The sequence below is a fragment of the Paraburkholderia sp. IW21 genome, assembly GCF_041321145.1.
Classification (GTDB): Bacteria; Pseudomonadota; Gammaproteobacteria; order Burkholderiales; family Burkholderiaceae; genus Paraburkholderia.
The window spans coordinates 298,967-319,324 of record NZ_JBGGWA010000001.1 but is presented as its reverse complement, the minus strand read 5'-3'; the positions used below and the strand labels follow the sequence as shown (position 1 = coordinate 319,324).

The window sequence follows — 20,358 nt, the reverse complement described above, 5'->3', positions numbered from 1 at the left end:
TGGCCCTCAAACGCTGAATCGCATCTGAAAGCACGGCCTTTCCCATCGCCCGCGCCATTACCGACATTGCCCGGGAAACACCGGGCACGCTTCAAGCTAAGTACACGTAGCAAACCGATTGCGGACGCGAATAGCGCATGACGTACCGCGCCTTCGCGCTGCATGGAGTTTTCACATGCTGCTGGCCCATCAACAGGAGTTTCCCAAATGATGAATCGAGACAACCCCGTCTGGCTGATTACTGGCTGTTCCACCGGCTTTGGCCGCGAACTGGCGAAGCTGGTGCTGGAGCGCGGCTGGCGCGCGGTAGTTACCGCACGCGACCCGTCGAAAGTGCAAGATATCGCCGCAGGACACGGCGATCGCGCGCTGGTTCTGCCGCTCGACGTAACGAACCGCAAGCACATCGAGGACGTCGTCACACAAGCCAGGCAGCGTTTCGGCCGCATCGACGCACTCGTCAATAACGCGGGCTACGGCTATCTGGCCGCGATCGAAGAAGGTGAGGACGACGAAGTCCGCGCGATGTTCGAGACCAACCTGTTCGGTCTGGTCGACATGACGAAGGCGGTGCTGCCGATCATGCGTGAACAGCATAGCGGGCTGATTGTGAATGTGTCGTCGATTGGCGGCATCGCGAGTTTCGCGGCGACCGGTTATTACCATGCGACCAAATACGCGGTGGAAGGCTTGTCCGAATCGCTCGCGATGGAAGTGAAGCCGCTCGGCATCGACGTACTGGTCGTCGAGCCCGGCCCGTTCCGCACCAACTGGGCGGGCCCGTCGATCAAACAATCGGCGACGGTGATCGACGACTACGCGGCCACGGCCGGCGAGCGCCGCAAGCAGACCGAAGCGCGTAGCGGCAAGCAGGCAGGCGATCCGGTGCGCGCCGCCCAGGCGATCATCGACGCCGCGCTGTCGGACAAGCCGCCCCTGCGTTTGCTGCTCGGCAAGATGGCGCTCGAACTGGCGCGCAAGAAGCTGGACTTCATGCGCGGCGACTTCGATGCGTGGGAAGCCACGACGGTCGGCGCGGATTTTCCGGAAGGGACGGGTTAAGACCGCTGAATGGCCCGGCGCTCAGCCGGGCTTAAAACTCGACCAGCGCAATCTTCCTTGCTCACATCGCACAGGACTATCGATGAAGCCGGCGGCGAGCGCCGGCGTAAGGTCGGATGCTTGAAGCGCGGGCTGTGGAGGGTTAAACGAACTGGTTCAGCACGATCGCGGCGATCAAGCCAGCGGCGCCGATGAGACCCAGCAATTGCAGCAGAGTGAGGGATTTACGCGATGCGGTGGGGATTTGTTGCGTGGTCACGGGGTATTCTTAAAGATCGGAAAAAGCGAAATGGTACACGGGTCGGAGGCTGGTGCATCTCGATTAGCGCAAACCTAGGTGTATCAGATGCCATTATCGCCGCTCGATCGGCATGGATTCTCATGCCGGCTGGAGATGAATCAATGCCCCACACCGGGCACGATCGTAACCGGCACAAGCGATTTGAAAGGCTCATTGGATCAGGTATTCGACAACGGGTTGCCGTGACGCGAATCCCAGAAGCGGATCACCGCAGCGCCGCCGGTGCCGGCGCCCACCACCTGATCCGGCGCACCGCTCTCGCGCAGCAAGGCGCGTAAGTCGTTGATGACCGGGAACACTTCGTGATTCCAGTCCGCGCCCTGCGAATCGTGAGCGCGTTGTTCGGCTTCAACGATCTCGCGGTCTTCCTTGAAGATGCGTTCAGTGAACCACACGAGTAGCGGCCACGCGAGATTCAGCACGCCGGGAATACCGGGTTTGCGAATCGACAGCAGGCCGAACGTTCGGTTAGTGCGCTGCTCGCGATCGAGCGGCACGTAGACGATCCACAAATCCATCACCAGCGTCTGATCGGACGTGCGGATCTGCAGCGTCTGATACGGATACTCGGTGCGGATCGTCATCACGTCCTTGTCGTTATCGCCGCCCGTCTTGCGGCTCTGACCGAACACAATCGCTTCGCCGATCGGCTGCTGGCCGGCCATGCGCGCAAACGTGTAATCGACTTCGACCCAGCCCTCGCCGCGCCGCCGGCCCAACGAACGCGCACGCATCTGCCCCATTTGCCGGCGATGCAGGAACTGATGGTTCATGTCCATCAGGTTCTCGTGCATGAACGAATAGTGGCAATTCACCGGGCGCCCGAAACGGCGCGTTTTGTACTTCTTGTCGGATACGGAGCCGAATGCGGGCAGCGGCTGCTTTTCGGCCAAGGCGGTATCGCCGGGAAACACGAAAATCAGGCCTTCGACTTCGCGGCACGGATAAGACCGCACGCCGTTCGGCAGACGTTCACGGCCCAGATACGGCACATCGATGCACGTGCCCGAGCAGTCGTAAGTCCAGCCGTGATAGCCGCAGCGGATCGACTCGCCGTCCACTACGCCCTGATGTAGCGGCACCTGACGATGCGCGCAACGATCTTCGAGCGCGAACACCTTGCCGGACTCCGTGCGCGCCAGCACGATCGGCTCACCCGCGAACGTCACACCCTGCGTCTTGCCCCGCTTCACTTCATGCGACCACGCGAGCGGATACCAGTAATCCGGGTGAATGCCGACGCGGCGCAGGTCACGGACCGGGGCGCCGTTGGCGGCTTGATCTGGCGTGTGGGCATTCCCTGCCGCAGGGGCGTTGGTTTGCGCGGCTGCATGAGCCAGCGACGCATCGGCCGGCGCATCGACGGTGTCTTGTTCGAGCGGGGGAACAGCATGCATAAGTGGAGCCTCCGTGCACGAGCGGATAGAGGGTTGACGGCCCGTTATTTGCGACCGGCATCGTCGCACAGTCTACTCGAACCCGCAGTGGCCTGGTTCTGCCAACCGCCCCCTCCATGCCCCCGCTGCGCAGCCCACTCGCGCAAGCGCGCCTGCCCGCCGCCTTGTGTGCGTCAACTAAAGCGAGGGGCGACTAAAGCAGGTGGCGGCTAACTTTCGTCGTGCGCCACGAGCCCGGCGCGGCGCTGCGCGCCCCACGACCGCCCGCCACGCAAGAAATGCAGCCAGCCGAGCAGTGCGCCGACATGCCGCACCAACTGGAACGTGAACGGCTCGGCAATCGCCGCGAGTACCGCCATCCACAAACTGGCGCGGGTGCGCTCCCCGGTCCAGCGGCGGTACAGATGGATACACCATAGATAGAACGCGAGATCGATTGCCGTTTTCAGGCCGATCACGCTGAAAATCGACACGACGATCGCGCCATGCCCGCCAAACAGAAAGCCGAGCAGCAAGGCGAAGGCGGTCAGCCCGTAGATCGGCTGCATCGTATCGATCGCCTTGACCGGGAGCATCAGCATGCCGAGCGAGCCGTAGCGCGGGTTGCCGGTCATGTCGCGGTTCCAATACTGCGTTTGCAGGAAGCCGGCGAACCAGCGGCGGCGCTGGCGAAGGAAACTGCCGAGGGTGCCCGGCGCGTCGGTATGCGCATGCGCGTCGCCGACCACGCGCACGTCCCAACCGAGACCATGATCGACCGAATAGCGGCGCAGCCGATGAATCAGTTCGTAGTCTTCGACCAGACACTGCGGATCGAAACCGCCCACGTCGACCAGCGCGTCGCGCTTGAACGACGCGAAGGCGCCTGAAATCAGCAGCAGACTGTCGGCGCGCATCCACGCAAAGCGGGCGATGAAGTTACGCATGTACTCGTAAGTCTGGAACCACTGGAACACCCGGCCCGAAACCGATTTGCCGCAGACCGGCACCAGAATGCCGGCCGCCGCGACCAGTTTCGGCTCGCTGGCGAAGGCAGCGCGCATGGCGTAGGTGGCGTCGTCGTCGAGCAGCGTGTCGGCGTCGACGGTCATCACCGTGTCGGTGGTCATGACCGTGATCGCGGCGTTCAGCGCGCGCGCCTTGCCACCGTGCGGCACGCGCAACCAGAACAGATTCGGGTAAAGCGAACTTGGCGCGCTCAGTACGCCATCGGCTGCGGCGACCAGGCCAAAGCGTTCGGTGAGCAGCTGGCGGGTGGAGTCGGTGGAACCGTCGTCGGCGATCACGATCTGCGCCGGCCCATGCGTCTGACGCAGCAGCGCGGCAAGCGTCACCGGCAACACCGACGCCTCGTTATGCGACGCGACGATCACTCCCATGCTCGGCAGGCTGCGCGAGTCGAAGTCAGGCTCGAGCGGCGGCGTGGGCCGCATCAGCGGCAGCGTTTTCCACGTGACGAACGCGAGCAGCAACGTGTCGTACACGACGTATGCGATACCCGTCGACCATGCCACCACGCCTTGCAAAAAAAATGCGCGTGCGAACAGCAGCAACCACAGTACGACAACGCTGAGATGGATCAGCGTGCTCAGCGGCGTAGTGGGACGCGGCAGAATGCGCGGCGATGTGAGGGCGAGTGCCTGTTCCAGAGTGTTCTTCAAAATGACTGCTGAGTCCGTCGATAGTACGGTTGGCAAATTAAAAGTAGCGTGACGGTACTCACGGCACCATGCGTTTCAGAACTGACTTGCGATCGATCCATTGGTGCTTCAACGCGCCGCCGATATGCATGGCCAGCAGCGCATACAGTGCGTAGCCGAGCCACGTATGCAAGGCGCCGAAGCGGTCGTGCAAGGTCTCCTTGAGCGCCGGGTCAAGGTGCGTCACATAGCCGATACGCGGCCAGGGGAACAGGTTGAACAGGCGCATGGGATGCGTGGCCGCGTCTTTCCACGCGGAATCGTGCAGCCAGCCGGACAACGGCAGCGCGATCATCAGCAGATACAGCAGGAAATGAGCGAGGTGCGCGGCGATCTTCTCCCACGACGGAAACTCGTGCGGCAGCGGCGGCGGCTTGTGCGTCACGCGCCACAGGATACGCATCAGCGCGAGACCGAGCACCGTGATGCCGATCGACTTATGGGTATCGACCACCGGACGCACCCAGTCGTCCGGCAGTGAATCGGCACTCAGGCCGAGCACGACATTGCCGATTATCAGCAGCGCGATCAGCCAGTGCAGCGCCATAGCCGTGCGGGTATAACGCGACGGCAGCAGCGTGCCGGGCGAATCGGTCAGTGAGTCGGCGTGGGTGTTCATGAGTCGTTCCGTCTGCAAATGATTTTCTAGCGAAAGCTGGTTGAAAATGCAGCCATGCCGCGGCAATGTCTGCTTGCGCCGCCGGTGTGAGGCAAACGCATTAGTGTGACGTTTTATTCCGCCACGCGCTTGGCGATATGTTTCAGATTATTTCGACGGTGCGTGAGGTGCGGAGCTGATACGCCTTGAACGTGCATGCCGCCCTACGCCGCGCGATCAATGCGGTCAATTCGATCCGCTCGTCGAGCGCGCGGCGCCGTCACTCCTGAAGCGCCTCAGCTACCCGCGCCTGTAAAGTCGGCAACACTTCCGCGTCGAACCACGGATTGCGCTTGAACCACGCGATATTGCGCGGCGATGGATGCGGAAGCGGCATCACGTTGGGGCCATAGTCTCGCCAGCGCAGCAGCGTATCGGTTAGCGTCGGCCCAAACGCGTCTCCGAGGCCAAAACGCTGTGCGTACTGGCCAATCAGCAACGTGAGCCTCACCTCGCGCAACTGCGCGAGCAAGGCCTGATGCCAATGCGCGGCGCATTCGGGCCGCGGCGGCAAATCACCACTCACCCCTTTGCCCGGAAAGCAGAAACCCATTGGCACGATCGCCACTTTCGAGGCGTCGTAGAAGGTCTCATCGGAAATCTGGAGCCAATTGCGTAAGCGTGCACCACTCGCATCGCTCCAGGGAATGCCCGACGCATGCACGCGCGCACCGGGCGCCTGGCCGATGATCAGAACGCGCGAGTCGGCGGACGCCACGACGACCGGCCGCGGCGCATGGGGCAGCACCGGCGCGCACACCGTACAGGCGCGAATGTCGTGTAATAGCCGATTCAGCAGAATGGGTTTCCTTACGTTCATACCATGGCGCGGATCACGATTCAGGTTCCGGTGGATAAAGGAGCATGCCGCCCGGCTGCGCCTGCGCGCCCGGTGTCATTGTCGCGGCAGGGGTGTGGTGCGCATCCATGATGTGCAATACGGTTTCGCCGCGCAGCAGCAAATAGTCGGCGATGATACGCCGGTGGCACCGCCACCACACCGCTTCCGAGCACATCACCGCGCAACGCTGGCGGTGGCCGAGTTCGAGGAGGCGCGCGAGACCTTCCTGAAACGTCGCCGTCATTGCATAGTCGGCGTAGTTGCGAAAGGCGGGATGCGTCCAGTAACCATTCGGCGACGGCGCATCGCCTTTGTGACGACTGCGGCGGCCACCCAGTTCGCTCAGGTGAAGGTAGTCGATGCGCGCAGGCGCGAGCGAGCCCGGCAGCGTATCGAGATTGAATTGTGGATTGGTGCGCGAACGTGGAATGCTGCGCACGTCCACCACCGTCTCTATCCTGGATGCTTCGAGTAACTCGATGAACTCGCGCAGCGGATGCGTGGAATGACCGATCGTGAAAAACGGAATCGTCATGGCAAGCTCACCCAGGCATTGGCGGAGAAGCTCTACGTTTACCCCGCGCGCGACACCGGGTCAACCGCCGCGCCCAACGCTGCCTGCACGCAAAGCGACGCCTTTAGCGCTTTACAAACCGATAATGCCCCACGCCCCACTCGTTCCCGTTCGCATAGCCGAACAACTCGGCCACGGCCATATAAAACATGCGCCACCGCTGGAGCCACACAGCAGCATCACGCACGCCATACGTATCGACGAGCATCGGCATCACACGGTCACGCGCCGCATCGAGCGCAGCGAGCCAATGATTCGCCGTGCGTTCGTAATGCGTGCCGCTTACCCACCACTGACGCTCCATCCGCAGATCGTCCTGGAAGTTCAGCAAGAGCGCCTCGGACGGCATCGTGCCGCCTGTGAAAAAATACTTCGACATCCAGTCGCTGCCGTCCTGCACCTCGAAGTGATACGCGAGCGTGCGATGCACGAAGATATGCACGAACAGTTTCGCCTCCTCGCGCATCCAGCGTGAAATCTTCGCGAGCAGCAGCCCGTAGTTCTTCATATGCTCGAACATCTCGATCGACACCACCCGATCGAAACCGCCGCCAAGCTGCGCGTCGTCGAATTCGAAATCGACGACATTGCCGGTAACCACCGAGAGGTTGAGCAAACCCAACTCAGCCGCGCGCGCTTCGATGAACGCGCGCTGACCATGCGAATTCGATAGCGCAACGATCTGCGCGCGCGGATAACGCGCCGCCAGCCACAACGACAATGAGCCCCAGCCACAGCCGAGATCGAGAATCCGCTGACCGTTGGCCAGTTCTGCTCGTTCGGCATAGCGTTCGAGCATCGCCGCTTCGGCTTGCGCAAGCGTCTCGTTGCCGGTCGGGTAGAGGCAGCACGAGTACTTCAGGTGCGGTCCGAGATGTGCGTGGAAAAACGATGCCGGCACCTCGTAATGCTGCGTGTTGGCGGCCTGCGTTTCGACCGCAATCGGACTCGCGCGCAGGTCGTCCAGCAGACGGTTAAGCCGTTGCGCCCGCAACTCGCCGTTGTCGACCGCTTCGTCGCGCAAGCGCTGGCGCATCAGTTGGCGCATGCCGAAACGGATCAGGCTGTCGGGCAGCCAGCCGCGCTCGCAGCTCTGGATAAGCCAGCCATCGTTCGGCTCGGCGGGCGACGACGGCGGCATCGTATGGTCGGTGGTGGAAAGGCTCATGAGGCTGACTCCCTATCGTTTTTTCTGGATTCTTCTGAAGTTTCACTCGGGCCGTGGCTTGCTCATCTCAATGCCGCGGCGGCCACGGAATCAACGCGCTGGTGGTGCGCATGTAATCGGCGTAGCCGGTGCGCCGTTTCGCCATGCTTTCTTCGAGCAGTGGGATGCCGGACAGCTTCAGCAGCAGAAACGCCATCAGCACCGGCGGCAATAACGTGAACCATCCCCACGGCGTACCGATCGACAGCGCGATGTAAGCAAGCCAATGGACGCACTCGAAGAAGTAATTCGGATGCCGCGAATAACGCCACAAGCCGGCACGGCATACGGCGTCGTGATTGGCCGGATCCTGGCTGAAGTGTTTTAACTGCCGGTCCGCCATGCCTTCGCCGACGACCGAGACAATCCACAGCGCGACAGCCAGCACGATCCAACCGGTAGCCGGTGTGCTGGTACGGTACGACGGCACCAGGAATGCGATCGAAAGCAGCATCGAGACCACGACTTGCATCTGGAAAAACCAGAACATCTTGCGGGCCGCCTTGTCGCCCCATTCTTCCCGGAAGCGGCGATACCGCGCGTCTTCCGGCTTTCCGGCGTTGCGTTTCCACAGATGTGTGCCGAGCCGCACGCCCCACACCAGGCCACCCAGCGCAGTGAGTACGCGCGCCACCGGGTCGCCGGTACCGAGCACGGCGTAGAGCACCGCTACCAGGCCGAGCGAATACGCCCAGACCGGGTCGACCATGCCGGCGTTCTCGGTCTTCAATTGCCACGCCCAGACAGCGCTGAAGATCCCGACGAGCCCAATCAGGGCGATCACGGCGGCGGCAAGTGGCGGCATGGGGTCCTCGTTCAGTGGCAATGCGGCTTATACGTTGTAAGGGCGCGATCAGATGCGACGAACGCAGCGCCTCGCATGCCTCTCGCTAGTCCTTGTCACCCGGCGAGGCAAAGCCCTGTTTGCCCAACTGGTCGGGCCGCTGCGGCACGCGCCTGAAACGCGACGTGTCGTAGCCCATCGCATCGAGCCGCGCGAGCAGCGACCGATAGACGGCGTCGCTCATGTCGGGCTCACGCGAAAAGATCCAGCCGAGGTTTTTGCCGGGATAACCGAGAATCGTGTAGTGGTAATCGGGATCGACATAAAGTGTCAGCTGGGTGACATGGATCGGCCAGAACAATTGCACGCTCCACTCGCCGCCTTCCTTGCCAGGCACGGGCGTGTCGAGGAACTGATAGTGCTTTTCCGGTGCGTCGAAACTCTGCTTGCGACCGTAATACGAATCGTCGATCTTGCCATCCGGTCGCAATTTCCATTCCGCGCGGCTCCCCACCATGTCGCGCTCGGCGAAGTACGGGATGTTCGCGATGATGTACCAGCGGCCCATGTAGCGCGGCAAATCGACCGGCACCGTGGCAAGCGGCTCGCTGGCGTGCGGATTGGGATTGGGCGGATCGTTGGAACAGCCCGTGAGGGACAGCAGCAAAACAGTCGCCACAGCAGCGGCGGCACAGACAAAACGGCGCATGGCGAGGGCCTCGGACGTAGCGGTAATAAACGTATTACGTTCGGCGGGGCAGGATGGATGCGCGAGGGCCGTCAGGAATCGGGGTGGACGTGTTCTCGGCGAACCATAAGCATCGGCATAGGCATCGTCATCGGCACGATGCGCATCATCAGCACGAGCTCGATTTCGCATGGGACGGCGACGAGCCGCACACCCACCCGCATTCCCATGCGCCGGTCATCCACGCGCACGCACATTTCCCGGATATTCATCACCGGCATACGCATTGATTTCCCGCCTCACCACGCGGCGCGGGCGCTCGTGGCAGCGCAAGACAAAAATCTCTGTGGAACGGGTCATGCGATAGGTCGATTCAATTGGCATCGCTGCGGAACGCATCCTCTAATAAACAGCTACCGTCCGTGCTCAATCGTGTCCCCTCTACCCTGGAGAGATCCATGTCCCAACCCGAGCCTAACGTCGAAGAAGTCGTGAAAAGCATCGCAGAGGAAACCGATACGCCCACGGAAACGGTCTCGAAGATGTATGCGGACACACTGGCCGACTATCGGCACGACGCGCGCGTCTTCGATTACGTGCCGTTGTTCGCGGCGAAGAAGGTACGCGACACGCTGCGCCATACGTCAAAGCACAAACACTGATACCGCGGCGCGCGGAGACCGCCCCCTGCCTCATAGCGCTCTGGATCAACCCGGCCGGGTCGTAGGCCGGTTCGCGCGAACGGGCACCGATTTATTTTTCCCGCTGCTAGACTCTGACCCGGATATATCGATTCGGGGGAAGATGGCATGCGGGTAACGATCGTAGGCGCGGGGATTGCCGGCTTGAGCACGGCGTGGTCGCTCGCGAAACTGGGACACGACGTCACGCTGATCGAGCAGGGCTCGATTCCGAATCCCCTCGCCGCCTCGGGCGACCGGCATCGAATGATCCGCCGCGCCTATGGCGATGCAGACGGCTATGCGCGCAGCATCGCTGAAGCGTTCGATAGTTGGGACCTGCTGTGGAATGATCTGGGCGTCTCCCACTATGCGAACTGTGGCGTGCTCGGCATCTCGCAACATGCGGGCGACGGCGCCGAACTGTTCCGCGCCGGCCTCGACCGGATGAAATTCGACTATGAACGGCTCGACCCACGCGAAGCGGCCGAGCGTTATCCCTTTCTCGACCCTGCCACGTTTCGCTACGCCTATCTCGATCATGACGGCGGCGCATTATTTAGCGAACGCATAGCATGCGACATGAAAGCGTGGCTCAAGATGCGCGGCGCCGAGATTCGCACGCATGCCAAGGTACTTGCAGTCGACGCGCACGCGGCTTCCGTGCGCATCGAGGGCAACACTATCATTCGCGCCGACAGACTCGTGGTCACCGCCGGCGCGTGGACGCTGCAGCTATTCCCCGCGCTCGCCGAAAGTCTGACGACGTATCGCAACGCGGTCGCCTACATGGAACCGCCCGCGGATCTGGCGGACGCATGGTCGAATGCGCCCGCGATCGTCGATATCGGCGGCAATAGCGACGGTTATGTGCTGCCGCCGGTCGACGGCGTCGGCTTGAAGTTCGGCGCCGGCGTGCATAAATCGCGCGCTCCTGATCCAGACGCCGATCGCATCGCGGCGCCCGGAGAAGGCGACAGTCTGCGCCGGCTGTTCTCACCGCCGTTCAGCCGCATTGACGACTATACGGTCACCGAAGTAAAAACCTGCGCCTACACGTTCACGGCGGACAAGCGTTTTTTTTCGAAGCGCATCGGCAACACGCTGGTGGTGTCGGCATGTTCGGGCCACGGCTACAAATTCGGCGCGGCGCTCGGGCGCCGGGTCGCGCAAGCGCTGGAGACGGATGACGACGCCATGCTCACGCGTTGGCTCAGAGCGGAAGCGGTCTAGTTCATTTTTTCATACAAAAACACCTCCATTCAAACTCAACAATGGTCGATGCCAACGCTTTGTTCATCCCGCAGCAGGACGGCATGGACGCGCATCTGCATTTCCCGCACGTGATCCTGTCGGGCGAACACCCGGTGATCTGGGAGCAGCCGGGCCGCCTGCCTTTGAGTTTCTTCGACGATATGCCAACAGGCGGTAGCCGAAATTCGTGGCTCCAAATTCCGGTCGCATTGTGGAGCTAACAATGAAGCCGCAAATTTCTTATGCTGATGGTTCAGGCGTCGCCACTCGTCCCAACCATAACTAAACAAGGAGTCACACCCATGTCCGACCCGATCCAGATCCGCCCCGTCACGCCCGACGACTTCGAGGCGTGGCTGCCGCTATGGGACGCTTACAACGCGTTCTACGGCCGCTCGGGCCAAACCGCATTGCCGCGCGAGATCACGCAGATCACGTGGAAACGTTTCTTCGACGCCTACGAGCCGATGCATGCGATGGTCGCGGAGCGCAACGGCCAGTTGCTCGGCATCGTGCATTTCCTGTATCACCGCCACACCACCATGGCGGCGCCAATCTGTTATCTGCAGGATCTCTACACGCTGGACGCGGAGCGTGGCAAAGGGGTGGGCCGCGCGCTGATCGAAGCGGTTTACGCACGGGCGAAAGCGGACGGTTTGCAGCGTGTCTACTGGCAGACGCATGAAACGAATCACACGGCGATGAAGCTGTACGACAAGGTCGCGGAGCGCTCCGGCTTCGTGGTGTACCGCAAGGCGTTGTGAACGAGGCCCCTCAAAAAGTGGACTTTCGTCCACGCTTTTGGGGGTAGTTCAGAAAATAGTGCCTCCTTATCATGCAAAAAAAGCTTATTCCCGATAATTCTCAAACTCCCATCTGGCGAAGCGACTCAGTTTTATAGCAAGAGCGGACCAATCCTCTGCCATAAGACGATTGATACGATTCTCAAGATAGGAGTAAATCATCTCCCAGTTGTAGCCGAAGACTATTAACAGGTTCTCGCCCAACACCGCAGTCTTTCCGGCGTTCTGCCTGCTCAGCCAGCCTGGCGTACACACCGTCATCTGAAAAATATCAGATGTGTGATCGCCTTCCGGCCTGATGGAGCGCTATCGGGAAAGAAAAACAGGTTTCGTCTTCCGGACAGTATGTTTCAAAGTCGACGTCAGGAGAGTCGACCGACTTCAGTTCCGCACACACTTTCCGTCCTATACGAGGATGTTCAGGTAAACATCATTTTGCGCTAGTCGCACCTCGCCGCTGCAGGGGAAAAGGCGCGATTTCTCGCTTAGCCTTGATACGGGCGGTAGTCCTCGAATTCCCAGTCGGCGATTCGGCTCAGTTACTGCGCGAGTGCCTCCCAATCATCGGCAGTATGTGCACTTACGATCTCCCGGATCACCGATAAAATTGCCGGCCAGTCATATCTGAAGACGATCAGCAATGACGTCTCTACGACCCGCCGCTTTCCCTTGATTCTCTCTGGCAATCCAGGTGGGCGTACAGACAATCATTTGGAAAATATTTCCTCCCTTACCACCTTCGTACCCTATTGTCATTCCGATCGGAAGGAGAAGCAATCTTCGTCCTCCGGACTGTAGCTATCGGAATCGATGTCTGGCGAATCAATGAATTTCAGCTCTGCTCGCATTTCTAATCCCACGGGATCCATGAAAAACTTGCTCCCGATAACTCTCAAATCCCCATCTTGCGATGGCAGTTTGCGATTTATGCTCCACGCTTCCTCCCAAATTTTGATGGCCCTCATGCAGTTGCGCATCGCTTCGTTCGCCGTGACCAGTTTAAGGCTGGATTTACACCCGCAGGAGTGCGCCCATGCTAGGAGCGCGAAGGCTTGCGCCTTTTTGCACGAATCGGACTTGGATTCCCGCCGCTCACGGTTGCATGTCTTCAAACTCCCAATGCGCATAGCGCGCGATCTTCCGCGCGATGGTTAGCCAGTCGTTACCGCAGCATCGGCGCACCAGGCGTTCACATTGATCGGTGATTAAGTCGAGGTTATATTCCTTCACAATCAGGAAGTGACGGGCCCATCGCGCCGGTGAATCTTTTTCAAGTTCCTCGGCGAGCCACTGCGGCGTGCAAACAAAAAGGAGAAAATCGTCCGCCCCCTCCTCATCCCTGGGGCCGATTGAAAGACGAATCGTTGTGCCGAAATTGTCCCGCTCAATGGGCCGGTAGCGGTCCAAATAGTCTTCAAGTTCGATGGAATAAAAACCCTTAATTTTTACGTTCATGGTGCGATGTTCAAGTGTATGTTGCTCATAGATCTGCTGGTTGGCGATGACTTCAAGAACTAACCAGTGGTCACCCAGCCGCGATAGGAAAGGCGCGAGCGTTTCGTGCTCGCGCCTTTGTTACAACCACATTAGGTACATTCCTCTGCAGGTCTACATTTTGTAGTCTTCAAATTCCCACGCGGCGAAGCGGGCGATCTTTACGGCAATTTCTTGCCAATCGTCACCGGAGCACCGCTGGACCATTCGATCAAGTTGATCGGCAATTGCGGCAAGGTTGTATCCTTTCACGATCAAGGAGTGGCGTCCCCACTGGGCGACCGGATCTTTTTCAAGCTCTTCGGAAAGCCACTGCGGCGTACAAACAAAAAGATCGAAATAGTCCGCCCCAAGTTCGTCAGTCGGGCCGACTGAGAGTCGAATCCATGTGCCAAAGTTGTACGTCTCAGCTGGCCAGTAGCTGCTTATTTCGTCTTCAATCTCAAGCGAGTAAAGCTTCTTGATTTCTACTTTCATGGCAATATGTTCAAGTGTCCGTTGGCGTAAGGTTTGATGTTCGGCCTTGCTTTTAATTCAAAATTAGCCTGAACGCCGTAGGTTGCTCGGGGATTATTCGGCTTGTGCGCCGGGTAGCGATAGACGCGCAAGCCGTCTGCACTGACCATCCCGGAGCCATCTCGTGTTTGGCGAGCGCCGGGACCGACCCATGCTTCACCGAGCAACTGTGCATCCTCGGCCGTCGCCGCGCCTAGCGTAAAGTTATCTTCTCCGCGCTGTGCTTCCCTAAGAATAACGCTCATCTCCTCAAACGTCAGTTGCTGGGGAATCGCCGCACACTGTTGCGCGTCCGCCTCTGGTTTGCCTGTATTCCTGAGCATCGACCAAATTGGATCGCGGGCCAATTGAAACGCTGTCCACGCAAGCCGGGGGCCGGCATAGAAAACGCACTCCACGCAGACTGGCTCTAACTCCGGCTCCTGAACGAACTGAAGCGCCTTGACCCATCCGAGCAGATTGGCGGGTGGCCCCACGGGATCGCTGCCCGCTTCGTAGTTGTCCAGCCACTGATTAATCTCGTCACTGCTGATTAACGTCGCGGCCCCGCCGTTTTTCGACACCGTGCCACTACGGGACATCACCCGGCCGTCAGCCGAATAGCCGTAATTCACGGTTAGCAGGCGGGCTAGACCGCCCGTTGCGTTTGTAGCGTTTTCGTTATAGGTGAACCGGGTAATTCGTCCCCGTGCGTCATACGCAATACGAGCCTCGCGATAATTGCCATTCTGTCGCGTCACGCGGTGTGCCGCGTCCCGGGCTGTGTCGCCGAAGAGCCACCCCGTTACGAGGTTCTGTGCTGTTTCCCGATTCCCCGTGCTGTCGTAAAAATAAACCCAGTCCTCCGTCATGACGCCGTTGACGTAGGCCTTCGCTTCGGCCACCCGGTTAAGCGCGTCATACCGTACGCCGATGGTCTGTTGCTGACCGGACGCTGTTGCGTCGAATCCGCTTTCGCCGGTTGCATCGCTCGTGCCGAACTCGCTGAGCCCCGTCACGTTGCCTTTCGCGTCATAGACGAACGCTCGCATTCTGCCCGGCGAAGCAATCGTCGAAGGACGAAGGGATGTCGCGTCGGCGTAGCGTACCGAGGTAACGGACGTACCTGACAGCACGCTATGGACTACCGCGCGAACCGGGCGACCGGTGTCGTCGTAGGTGTACTGAGTGCGACTACCGCTGACCCCGGTCTGGGACGACAGATTGCCCGCTGCGTCCCACGTCGTGCTGGCTGCGCCTTTGGCCGATCCGGTCGTGGTTGGCCTTAGCATGCCTCCAATGGACGAGAAGTTCATCGTAAGGTTGCTTTGCCCGTAGCTAAGGGTAGTTGCACCGTTGGCGTAGGCGAATTGGATATTGCGCGATGAATCGGGGTGGCTAACCGCGTTCGCGCGTCCCTGCGAATCGTATGTCCACGTCGCAATACGAGTACCGGTTTCATCAATCTCACCGGTTATCGCATTCTTGAAGCGCGCATCTTCGTAGACATACCGCCGTACATTGCCATCCGGCCACGTGACTGAGACGAGATTGCTGTTCGCGTCGTAACCGTACTGCGTCAAACCATTCGCTGGGTCAGTCAAGCGGACAATCCGACCTTTGTCGTCGTAGTCGAAGCGAAGCGTCAGGTCGAATTTGGCGATTGCATCGTCGCCGTGCTGGCTGATTGCCGTAAGCCGACCGGAGCCGTCATAGGTCAGGGTCCTGACGAAACCGGTCCTGGTACGCTCCGAAAGCAGGACACCCTGGGCGGAATACGATTCGACGGTATCCGTCTTGAGATCGGTAAGAGTCCATCCCGAACCAGACTGAGCCAGAGCAAGACCTGTAAATCCTGCTGTGCGCCAGCTGCCGGCCGACCAGTTGAACGTGACCGGTTCACCGTTCTCGCGATAGGCAAGAACCTTTGACGAACTGCCGTTGTTCGCATTGGCCAATCCGAGGCTGCGCTGCCAGCTATGGAACCAGACCGGTCCCATTGCCGTGACATTATTTGCGAGCGGTTTTGAGCGGTAAGTTCGTGTGAACCGAATCGGTATGTCGTCACCGCTAACGAAGTCCACCTTAGTCAACGTAACGGCACCGCTGCCCGGATATACGGGATCAGCAACCGGGCAACTCTCTTCCGGTTCGTCCGTCGCCGGGATTGAGCACCACTGATCTATGAGGGCGATGTTGTTAATGCACGCATAGTTGCCCATGCCCCCAGGCGTGTTGCCGGTGACATCGTTCCTACAGGATTTTGTACCGGGCGTCGCACCTGATTTTGCGTAGAGCGAATAACAGAAGTCGTCCGCGTTCGCGCCGAACGCGACCATCAATAACAAGAACGCGGCCAGCAGGCGGAGCAAACTACCCATTGGCCGGTGAGAAGGATTGTTTATTTTCATGAATCTCCCTTTTTTAATGCACCGTTAGAAATGCGTAATATTTCGAACACTGCATGAGGGAGTTGGGAATCCGAAATAGGAACATTCCGATAATCCCAGTCTCGCAATACATATTCACAAACCGGCTGAAATCAGAAACAGCACGGCAGGACCGGCGCAAATCCGCGTGCCAATACAAATAACACCCGCGACACGAATATTTCTGACGGTGCAAACCCTGAGAGCGACGGTCTACAACGATCGGGAAAAGGCATGCTGGTCGCTCAAAAAGCAAAGGGCACACCACCCGGTGTGCCCTTTGCCGTCCTGCCACTGCGCTCCTTCTACATCAACCGCCAACCAAACTCATCACACCCTCAAGCCTCCAGCTGCTCCAGCACCTTCCCCTTGGTCTCAATGCCGAGAAAATGCACCGCAATCGCCGCAATGAACGGCACAGCCGCGAGAATATAAAACGCCACCTGCAGATTGCCGCCGATCATCGTCTTCGAAACGATCGCCGGCGCGAAAATCGCCGCCACCTTCAGCCATGCGCCGCCCACACCGCAACCCATCGCACGGATGCTGGTCGGATACAGCTCCGGCGTGTACACATAAGCCGTGATAAAACCGCACGCGAGGAAGCCGAGCGAGAACGCGCAGCACGTCGCCACCACATACACCGACGAAGCGTGGAAAACACCAGCCAGCAACAACGACAACGCGCAGGCCACGAACGACAAATTGATAATCGGCTTGCGTCCCACCTTATCGACCAGCAGCGCACAGGTCAGCGAACCCACCACGCCCAGCACCGAAGCCGCCACCGCCAGATTCAACGCCAGTTGCAAGGGCGCGTGATAAACCGTGCGATAGATCGTCGGCAGCCAGGTGGACAGACCGTACTGAATGAAGCCGCACGTAATCCACAACATCGCCACGGCCATCGTGCGCTTCAGATACGCCGGCCCGAACAGATCGGCCATGCGGCGCTTCGGATGACGATTGGCCATTGCTTCGAACTCAGCCGAATTGGCGGCCTGCGGCAGCGGACCCTTCACCGCGCGCTCAAACGCATGCACCGCTGTATCGGCATCGGCCATCCGTTCGCGTTCAGCCAGCCAGCGCGGGGATTCCGGAACCAGCTTGCGCAACACGAAGAACAGGATCAACGGCATACCGCCGATAAAGTACATCGCTTGCCAGCCGAAGCGCGGCACGATCCAGGCGCCCAACGCATTCGACGCGAGCAGGCCGACCGGGAAAACGATTTCATACAACAGCACGAAACGGCCACGGCCATGCGCACGGCTGATTTCGTTGATGTACGTCGCGGCCACGGGCAATTCGCCGCCAAGCCCCAGCCCCTGAATCACACGCAATACGACGAACGCCGCAAAGGTCGGTGCAAAACCGCACGCAATGCTGGTGATGCCGATGATTCCCGAACTCAGCGCAATCGCTTTCACTCGCCCCTTGCGCTCCGCGTACCACGGGAACGCAAACGCGCCGATCAACTGCCCGACCGAACCGGAGCCGATCAGGAAGCCGATTTCCCACGGCGTCAGATGCCACTTCGCAATCAGGATCGGCAGCGTCGCCGCGATCGCGATCACGTCGAAGCCGTCGAAGAATGTCGCGAGACCGATCAGTATGCGCGCGCGCACCTGCATCGCATTCTTTGGCAAGCGCTCGAGTCGCGCGATGATCGAGCCCCGGGTCACTGGGCCTGAGACACCGGCGCTGCTGCGGTCCCCCATGGTGTTGTCGATGGTTCTCATGCCGTTGTGCCGTCCGTAGGTGTGGTTAGGCAAGCGCCGTTGAGGCGTCGGTCAGGGTGGCAAGGTCGATGGTCCGGCCTTGATTCATCCACTTGCGCGACAGTTTCAGTTCGCGTGGAGTGTTGATGGCGATCACGCCGCGAATCGCGCCGTCTTCCAGATGGAAAAGCGTGGCGCGTTTGCCCGGCAAATCGCCGCGTACAGCAAGTTGTGCATCGCCCGGAATGTCGCCGAGAATTTGCAGGTTCACGTCGTATTGATCGGACCAGAACCACGGAATGTCCGCGTACGGTTCGAATGTGCCGAGCAAGGCTTTTGCTGTCGAGATCGCCTGGTTCTGCGCGTTGGCCCACGATTCGAGCCGCACGCGGCGCTTGAGCCACGCGCTCGGATGGTTCGCCACGTCGCCACAGGCAAAGATTCGCGGGTCGCCGGTCGCGCCGAAGTGATCGACGACGATGCCGTCTTCCACTTTGATTCCTGCTGCTTCGGCCAGGGCCGTGTGCGGCGTGAGCCCGATGCCGGCGACTGCGAAATCGGCGTCCAGCGTCGAGCCGTCCGCGAAGGTTGCACGGATACGGTTGGCGTCGTTCGGATGATCTTCGAGTGTGGCAAGCGATGCATGCAGACGCACGTCCACGCCGTTCGCGCGATGCAAGTCGAGCAGGAAGTCCGACACCATCGACGGCAACGTGCGCGCACACAGACGTGCTGCGCCTTCCACTACCGTTGCTTCGACGCCGAGCTTGCGTGCGGTCGCTGCGACTTCGAGACCGATCCAACCACCGCCCACCACCAGCACGCGCTTGCTTGCACGCAGGCGTTCGCCCAACGCGACAGCTTCGTCGAGCGTACGCAGATAGGCGATGTGCGAGGTCTTCACCAGGGATTCCGGCAGCCGCCGCGCCGCGCCGCCGGTGGCGATCACGAGGCGGTCGTACTGCACGTCACGGCCCGACTGCGTGCGCACGATGCGTTGTTCACGATCGATCGACGTCGCGTAATCCGGCTGCCATGCTTCGACATTCAGCGCGTCGAAATCGTCGGGTTTCACGAGGCGCACCGTTTCGATGTCCGCTTCGCCGGCCAGCACGGCCTTCGAGAGCGGCGGGCGCTCGTACGGCAAATGGATTTCGTCGGCGATCATCACAAGGCGACCGTCGAAGCCTTCCTTGCGCAGCGTCTTCACGACCCAGCCCGCTGCCTGGCCGCCGCCGATCACGACGATCGTGCGCGGCGCTTCGAGTCCGGCGTGTGCGGCTTCAGCCTTTGCAGCAGCAGCGTCAGTCATTTTTGCGCTCCGTCATGAACTTGCCTTCCGGCGCCTTCGCGTTTTTCTGGCGACGCGTATTGCCGTCGATGCCACCGTCGATCGCCCATTCGGCGAACACGGTCGGACCCGGTTCGAAATCGCGCGGCTGCCATTCGGGCGTGAGCTGGTCTTCGTCGGCGTAGTACTCGATCAGACCGCCGGCCGGATTCTGGAAATACCAGAAGTACGCCGACGACACCGGATGACGTCCCGGGCCGAGTTGCGTATCCCAGCCGCAACGGCTGATATGCATGCCACCGCCGAACACTTCGTGGATATCGCGCACGGTGAAAGCAACGTGATTCAGGCCGCGCTTACCACCGGGCAGCGCCAACAGGAAAATGTCGTGGTGGCCGCCGTGCGGAGCGCAACGCATGAACGCGCCACGACCCGGATAACGGTCTGACATTTCGAAGCCGAGCAGTTCGTGGTAGAACTTTTCCTGTTCCGCGAGTTGGTTCGTGAAGAACACGACGTGCCCCACTTCGACCGGTTCAGCGCGTTCGTAAATCGGCGACGGCTGATCGACGCGCAGCGTTTGGCCCCACACGTTCGACGGTGAACCGTGAATATCGAGCGCAAGCTTGCGGGTCACTTCGACACGAATCGCCATGCCGTTCGGGTCGATGCAACCAACCGCATCCTCAGTTTCGAAGTGACCCGGCTGACCGGCAAAGCGGCCGCGCAGTTCGTCGAGCTCCGCTTTCGTCGCCACGCCCCACGTCACTTCGCGCAGCGTCGGACCTTCTTCGAAAGCGGGCGGCAGCGACGGGTCGTTCGCATCGACGACGAGAACCGTGCAGCCGTTCAGCGTTTCGAAGCGTGCGTGCGTTTCATCGTGCGCGACTTCCTTCAAACCCCAGTCCGAGAAAAACCGACGACAGGTAGCGAGATCCGTCACGCCGTAAATAATCTGTTCAATGCCGAGAATCGTCAT

General features: G+C 60.2%; 21 protein-coding genes and 1 pseudogene. 6 read left to right on the top strand and 16 right to left on the bottom strand.

The window, feature by feature from the left end:
* Window positions 1-207 precede the first annotated feature (207 nt).
* Window positions 208-1,062 carry an oxidoreductase gene (locus tag ACAX43_RS01460; RefSeq protein ID WP_370706643.1) on the top strand — a complete coding sequence of 285 codons (855 nt, stop codon included), beginning with the start codon at window positions 208-210 and terminating at the stop codon, window positions 1,060-1,062.
* Between the two features lie 459 nt (window positions 1,063-1,521).
* Here ACAX43_RS01460 and ACAX43_RS01455 read toward each other — a convergent pair whose 3' ends face one another.
* The 8 genes from ACAX43_RS01455 to ACAX43_RS01420 form a co-directional block, all read right to left on the bottom strand.
* Window positions 1,522-2,760 (bottom strand): Rieske 2Fe-2S domain-containing protein, encoded by a 1,239-nt coding sequence (locus tag ACAX43_RS01455; RefSeq protein WP_370706642.1) that lies wholly within the window; start codon window positions 2,758-2,760, stop codon window positions 1,522-1,524.
* 209 nt (window positions 2,761-2,969) lie between these two features.
* Window positions 2,970-4,421, bottom strand: coding sequence for a glycosyltransferase (locus tag ACAX43_RS01450; protein WP_370706641.1), 1,452 nt, complete (start codon window positions 4,419-4,421; stop codon window positions 2,970-2,972).
* 58 nt (window positions 4,422-4,479) lie between these two features.
* Window positions 4,480-5,079 carry a cytochrome b gene (locus ACAX43_RS01445; protein ID WP_370706640.1) on the bottom strand — a complete coding sequence of 200 codons (600 nt, stop codon included), beginning with the start codon at window positions 5,077-5,079 and terminating at the stop codon, window positions 4,480-4,482.
* Between the two features lie 259 nt (window positions 5,080-5,338).
* Window positions 5,339-5,938 (bottom strand): uracil-DNA glycosylase family protein, encoded by a 600-nt coding sequence (locus ACAX43_RS01440; protein WP_370706639.1) that lies wholly within the window; start codon window positions 5,936-5,938, stop codon window positions 5,339-5,341.
* Between the two features lie 13 nt (window positions 5,939-5,951).
* Complete coding sequence (locus ACAX43_RS01435) at window positions 5,952-6,494, bottom strand: DUF488 family protein (protein WP_370706638.1); 543 nt, start codon at window positions 6,492-6,494, stop codon at window positions 5,952-5,954.
* 103 nt (window positions 6,495-6,597) lie between these two features.
* A complete protein-coding gene (locus ACAX43_RS01430) occupies window positions 6,598-7,701 on the bottom strand; it encodes a cyclopropane-fatty-acyl-phospholipid synthase family protein (protein WP_370706637.1) in 1,104 nt (367 codons plus the stop codon).
* Window positions 7,702-7,768: 67 nt separating this feature from the next.
* Window positions 7,769-8,545, bottom strand: coding sequence for a DUF1295 domain-containing protein (locus ACAX43_RS01425; protein WP_370706636.1), 777 nt, complete (start codon window positions 8,543-8,545; stop codon window positions 7,769-7,771).
* Window positions 8,546-8,630: 85 nt separating this feature from the next.
* Window positions 8,631-9,233, bottom strand: a complete 603-nt coding sequence (locus ACAX43_RS01420) for a lipocalin family protein (protein WP_370706635.1) — start codon at window positions 9,231-9,233, stop codon at window positions 8,631-8,633.
* A gap of 116 nt (window positions 9,234-9,349) precedes the next feature.
* On the opposite strand from ACAX43_RS01420, the pseudogene ACAX43_RS01415 reads away from it, so the two are divergent.
* From ACAX43_RS01415 to ACAX43_RS01395, 5 genes and pseudogenes are all read left to right on the top strand, one after another.
* Window positions 9,350-9,502: pseudogene (locus ACAX43_RS01415) on the top strand (EamA family transporter); the annotation flags it as partial.
* Between the two features lie 168 nt (window positions 9,503-9,670).
* Window positions 9,671-9,874: a DUF3562 domain-containing protein gene (locus tag ACAX43_RS01410; RefSeq protein ID WP_370706634.1), complete on the top strand. Its 204-nt coding sequence runs from the start codon at window positions 9,671-9,673 to the stop codon at window positions 9,872-9,874.
* Window positions 9,875-10,021: 147 nt separating this feature from the next.
* The gene (locus ACAX43_RS01405; protein ID WP_370706633.1) at window positions 10,022-11,125 is read left to right on the top strand and encodes an NAD(P)/FAD-dependent oxidoreductase; all 1,104 of its coding nucleotides are present in this window, start codon (window positions 10,022-10,024) and stop codon (window positions 11,123-11,125) included.
* Window positions 11,126-11,166: 41 nt separating this feature from the next.
* Window positions 11,167-11,367 (top strand): hypothetical protein, encoded by a 201-nt coding sequence (locus ACAX43_RS01400; protein WP_370706632.1) that lies wholly within the window; start codon window positions 11,167-11,169, stop codon window positions 11,365-11,367.
* Window positions 11,368-11,448: 81 nt separating this feature from the next.
* Window positions 11,449-11,910 (top strand): N-acetyltransferase family protein, encoded by a 462-nt coding sequence (locus ACAX43_RS01395; RefSeq protein ID WP_370706631.1) that lies wholly within the window; start codon window positions 11,449-11,451, stop codon window positions 11,908-11,910.
* Between the two features lie 84 nt (window positions 11,911-11,994).
* On the opposite strand, the gene ACAX43_RS01390 is transcribed toward ACAX43_RS01395, so the two are convergent.
* The 8 genes from ACAX43_RS01390 to ACAX43_RS01355 all read right to left on the bottom strand — a co-directional run bounded on the left by ACAX43_RS01390 (window position 11,995) and on the right by ACAX43_RS01355 (window position 20,358).
* Window positions 11,995-12,249, bottom strand: coding sequence for an Imm8 family immunity protein (locus tag ACAX43_RS01390; protein WP_370707071.1), 255 nt, complete (start codon window positions 12,247-12,249; stop codon window positions 11,995-11,997).
* Window positions 12,250-12,567: 318 nt separating this feature from the next.
* Complete coding sequence (locus tag ACAX43_RS01385; RefSeq protein WP_370707070.1) at window positions 12,568-12,705, bottom strand: Imm8 family immunity protein; 138 nt, start codon at window positions 12,703-12,705, stop codon at window positions 12,568-12,570.
* A 336-nt stretch (window positions 12,706-13,041) separates the two neighbouring features.
* The gene (locus tag ACAX43_RS01380) at window positions 13,042-13,404 is read right to left on the bottom strand and encodes an Imm8 family immunity protein (protein ID WP_370706630.1); all 363 of its coding nucleotides are present in this window, start codon (window positions 13,402-13,404) and stop codon (window positions 13,042-13,044) included.
* A gap of 153 nt (window positions 13,405-13,557) precedes the next feature.
* Window positions 13,558-13,920: an immunity 8 family protein gene (locus ACAX43_RS01375; protein WP_370706629.1), complete on the bottom strand. Its 363-nt coding sequence runs from the start codon at window positions 13,918-13,920 to the stop codon at window positions 13,558-13,560.
* Complete coding sequence (locus ACAX43_RS01370) at window positions 13,917-16,349, bottom strand: DUF6531 domain-containing protein (protein ID WP_370706628.1); 2,433 nt, start codon at window positions 16,347-16,349, stop codon at window positions 13,917-13,919. The genes ACAX43_RS01375 and ACAX43_RS01370 overlap by 4 nt, the downstream gene beginning before the upstream one ends.
* 356 nt (window positions 16,350-16,705) lie before the next feature.
* Window positions 16,706-18,109, bottom strand: a complete 1,404-nt coding sequence (locus ACAX43_RS01365; RefSeq protein ID WP_370706627.1) for an MFS transporter — start codon at window positions 18,107-18,109, stop codon at window positions 16,706-16,708.
* Between the two features lie 25 nt (window positions 18,110-18,134).
* Window positions 18,135-19,400, bottom strand: a complete 1,266-nt coding sequence (locus tag ACAX43_RS01360) for an NAD(P)/FAD-dependent oxidoreductase (protein ID WP_370706626.1) — start codon at window positions 19,398-19,400, stop codon at window positions 18,135-18,137.
* Window positions 19,393-20,358, bottom strand: coding sequence for a VOC family protein (locus ACAX43_RS01355; RefSeq protein ID WP_370706625.1), 966 nt, complete (start codon window positions 20,356-20,358; stop codon window positions 19,393-19,395). Before ACAX43_RS01355 ends, ACAX43_RS01360 begins: the two co-directional genes overlap by 8 nt.

Coding starts and splice junctions, on each gene's coding strand:
- ACAX43_RS01420 (WP_370706635.1), bottom strand. CDS start 9,233: ATGCGCCGTTTTGTCTGTGCCGCCGCTGCTGTGGCGACTGTTTTGCTG.
- ACAX43_RS01355 (WP_370706625.1), bottom strand. CDS start 20,358: ATGACGATTCTCGGCATTGAACAGATTATTTACGGCGTGACGGATCTC.
- ACAX43_RS01360 (WP_370706626.1), bottom strand. CDS start 19,400: ATGACTGACGCTGCTGCTGCAAAGGCTGAAGCCGCACACGCCGGACTC.
- ACAX43_RS01440 (WP_370706639.1), bottom strand. CDS start 5,938: ATGAACGTAAGGAAACCCATTCTGCTGAATCGGCTATTACACGACATT.
- ACAX43_RS01375 (WP_370706629.1), bottom strand. CDS start 13,920: ATGAAAGTAGAAATCAAGAAGCTTTACTCGCTTGAGATTGAAGACGAA.
- ACAX43_RS01365 (WP_370706627.1), bottom strand. CDS start 18,109: ATGAGAACCATCGACAACACCATGGGGGACCGCAGCAGCGCCGGTGTC.
- ACAX43_RS01455 (WP_370706642.1), bottom strand. CDS start 2,760: ATGCATGCTGTTCCCCCGCTCGAACAAGACACCGTCGATGCGCCGGCC.
- ACAX43_RS01435 (WP_370706638.1), bottom strand. CDS start 6,494: ATGACGATTCCGTTTTTCACGATCGGTCATTCCACGCATCCGCTGCGC.
- ACAX43_RS01425 (WP_370706636.1), bottom strand. CDS start 8,545: ATGCCGCCACTTGCCGCCGCCGTGATCGCCCTGATTGGGCTCGTCGGG.
- ACAX43_RS01405 (WP_370706633.1), top strand. CDS start 10,022: ATGCGGGTAACGATCGTAGGCGCGGGGATTGCCGGCTTGAGCACGGCG.
- ACAX43_RS01430 (WP_370706637.1), bottom strand. CDS start 7,701: ATGAGCCTTTCCACCACCGACCATACGATGCCGCCGTCGTCGCCCGCC.
- ACAX43_RS01400 (WP_370706632.1), top strand. CDS start 11,167: ATGGTCGATGCCAACGCTTTGTTCATCCCGCAGCAGGACGGCATGGAC.
- ACAX43_RS01395 (WP_370706631.1), top strand. CDS start 11,449: ATGTCCGACCCGATCCAGATCCGCCCCGTCACGCCCGACGACTTCGAG.
- ACAX43_RS01385 (WP_370707070.1), bottom strand. CDS start 12,705: ATGACAATAGGGTACGAAGGTGGTAAGGGAGGAAATATTTTCCAAATG.
- ACAX43_RS01410 (WP_370706634.1), top strand. CDS start 9,671: ATGTCCCAACCCGAGCCTAACGTCGAAGAAGTCGTGAAAAGCATCGCA.
- ACAX43_RS01370 (WP_370706628.1), bottom strand. CDS start 16,349: ATGAAAATAAACAATCCTTCTCACCGGCCAATGGGTAGTTTGCTCCGC.
- ACAX43_RS01380 (WP_370706630.1), bottom strand. CDS start 13,404: ATGAACGTAAAAATTAAGGGTTTTTATTCCATCGAACTTGAAGACTAT.
- ACAX43_RS01445 (WP_370706640.1), bottom strand. CDS start 5,079: ATGAACACCCACGCCGACTCACTGACCGATTCGCCCGGCACGCTGCTG.
- ACAX43_RS01460 (WP_370706643.1), top strand. CDS start 208: ATGATGAATCGAGACAACCCCGTCTGGCTGATTACTGGCTGTTCCACC.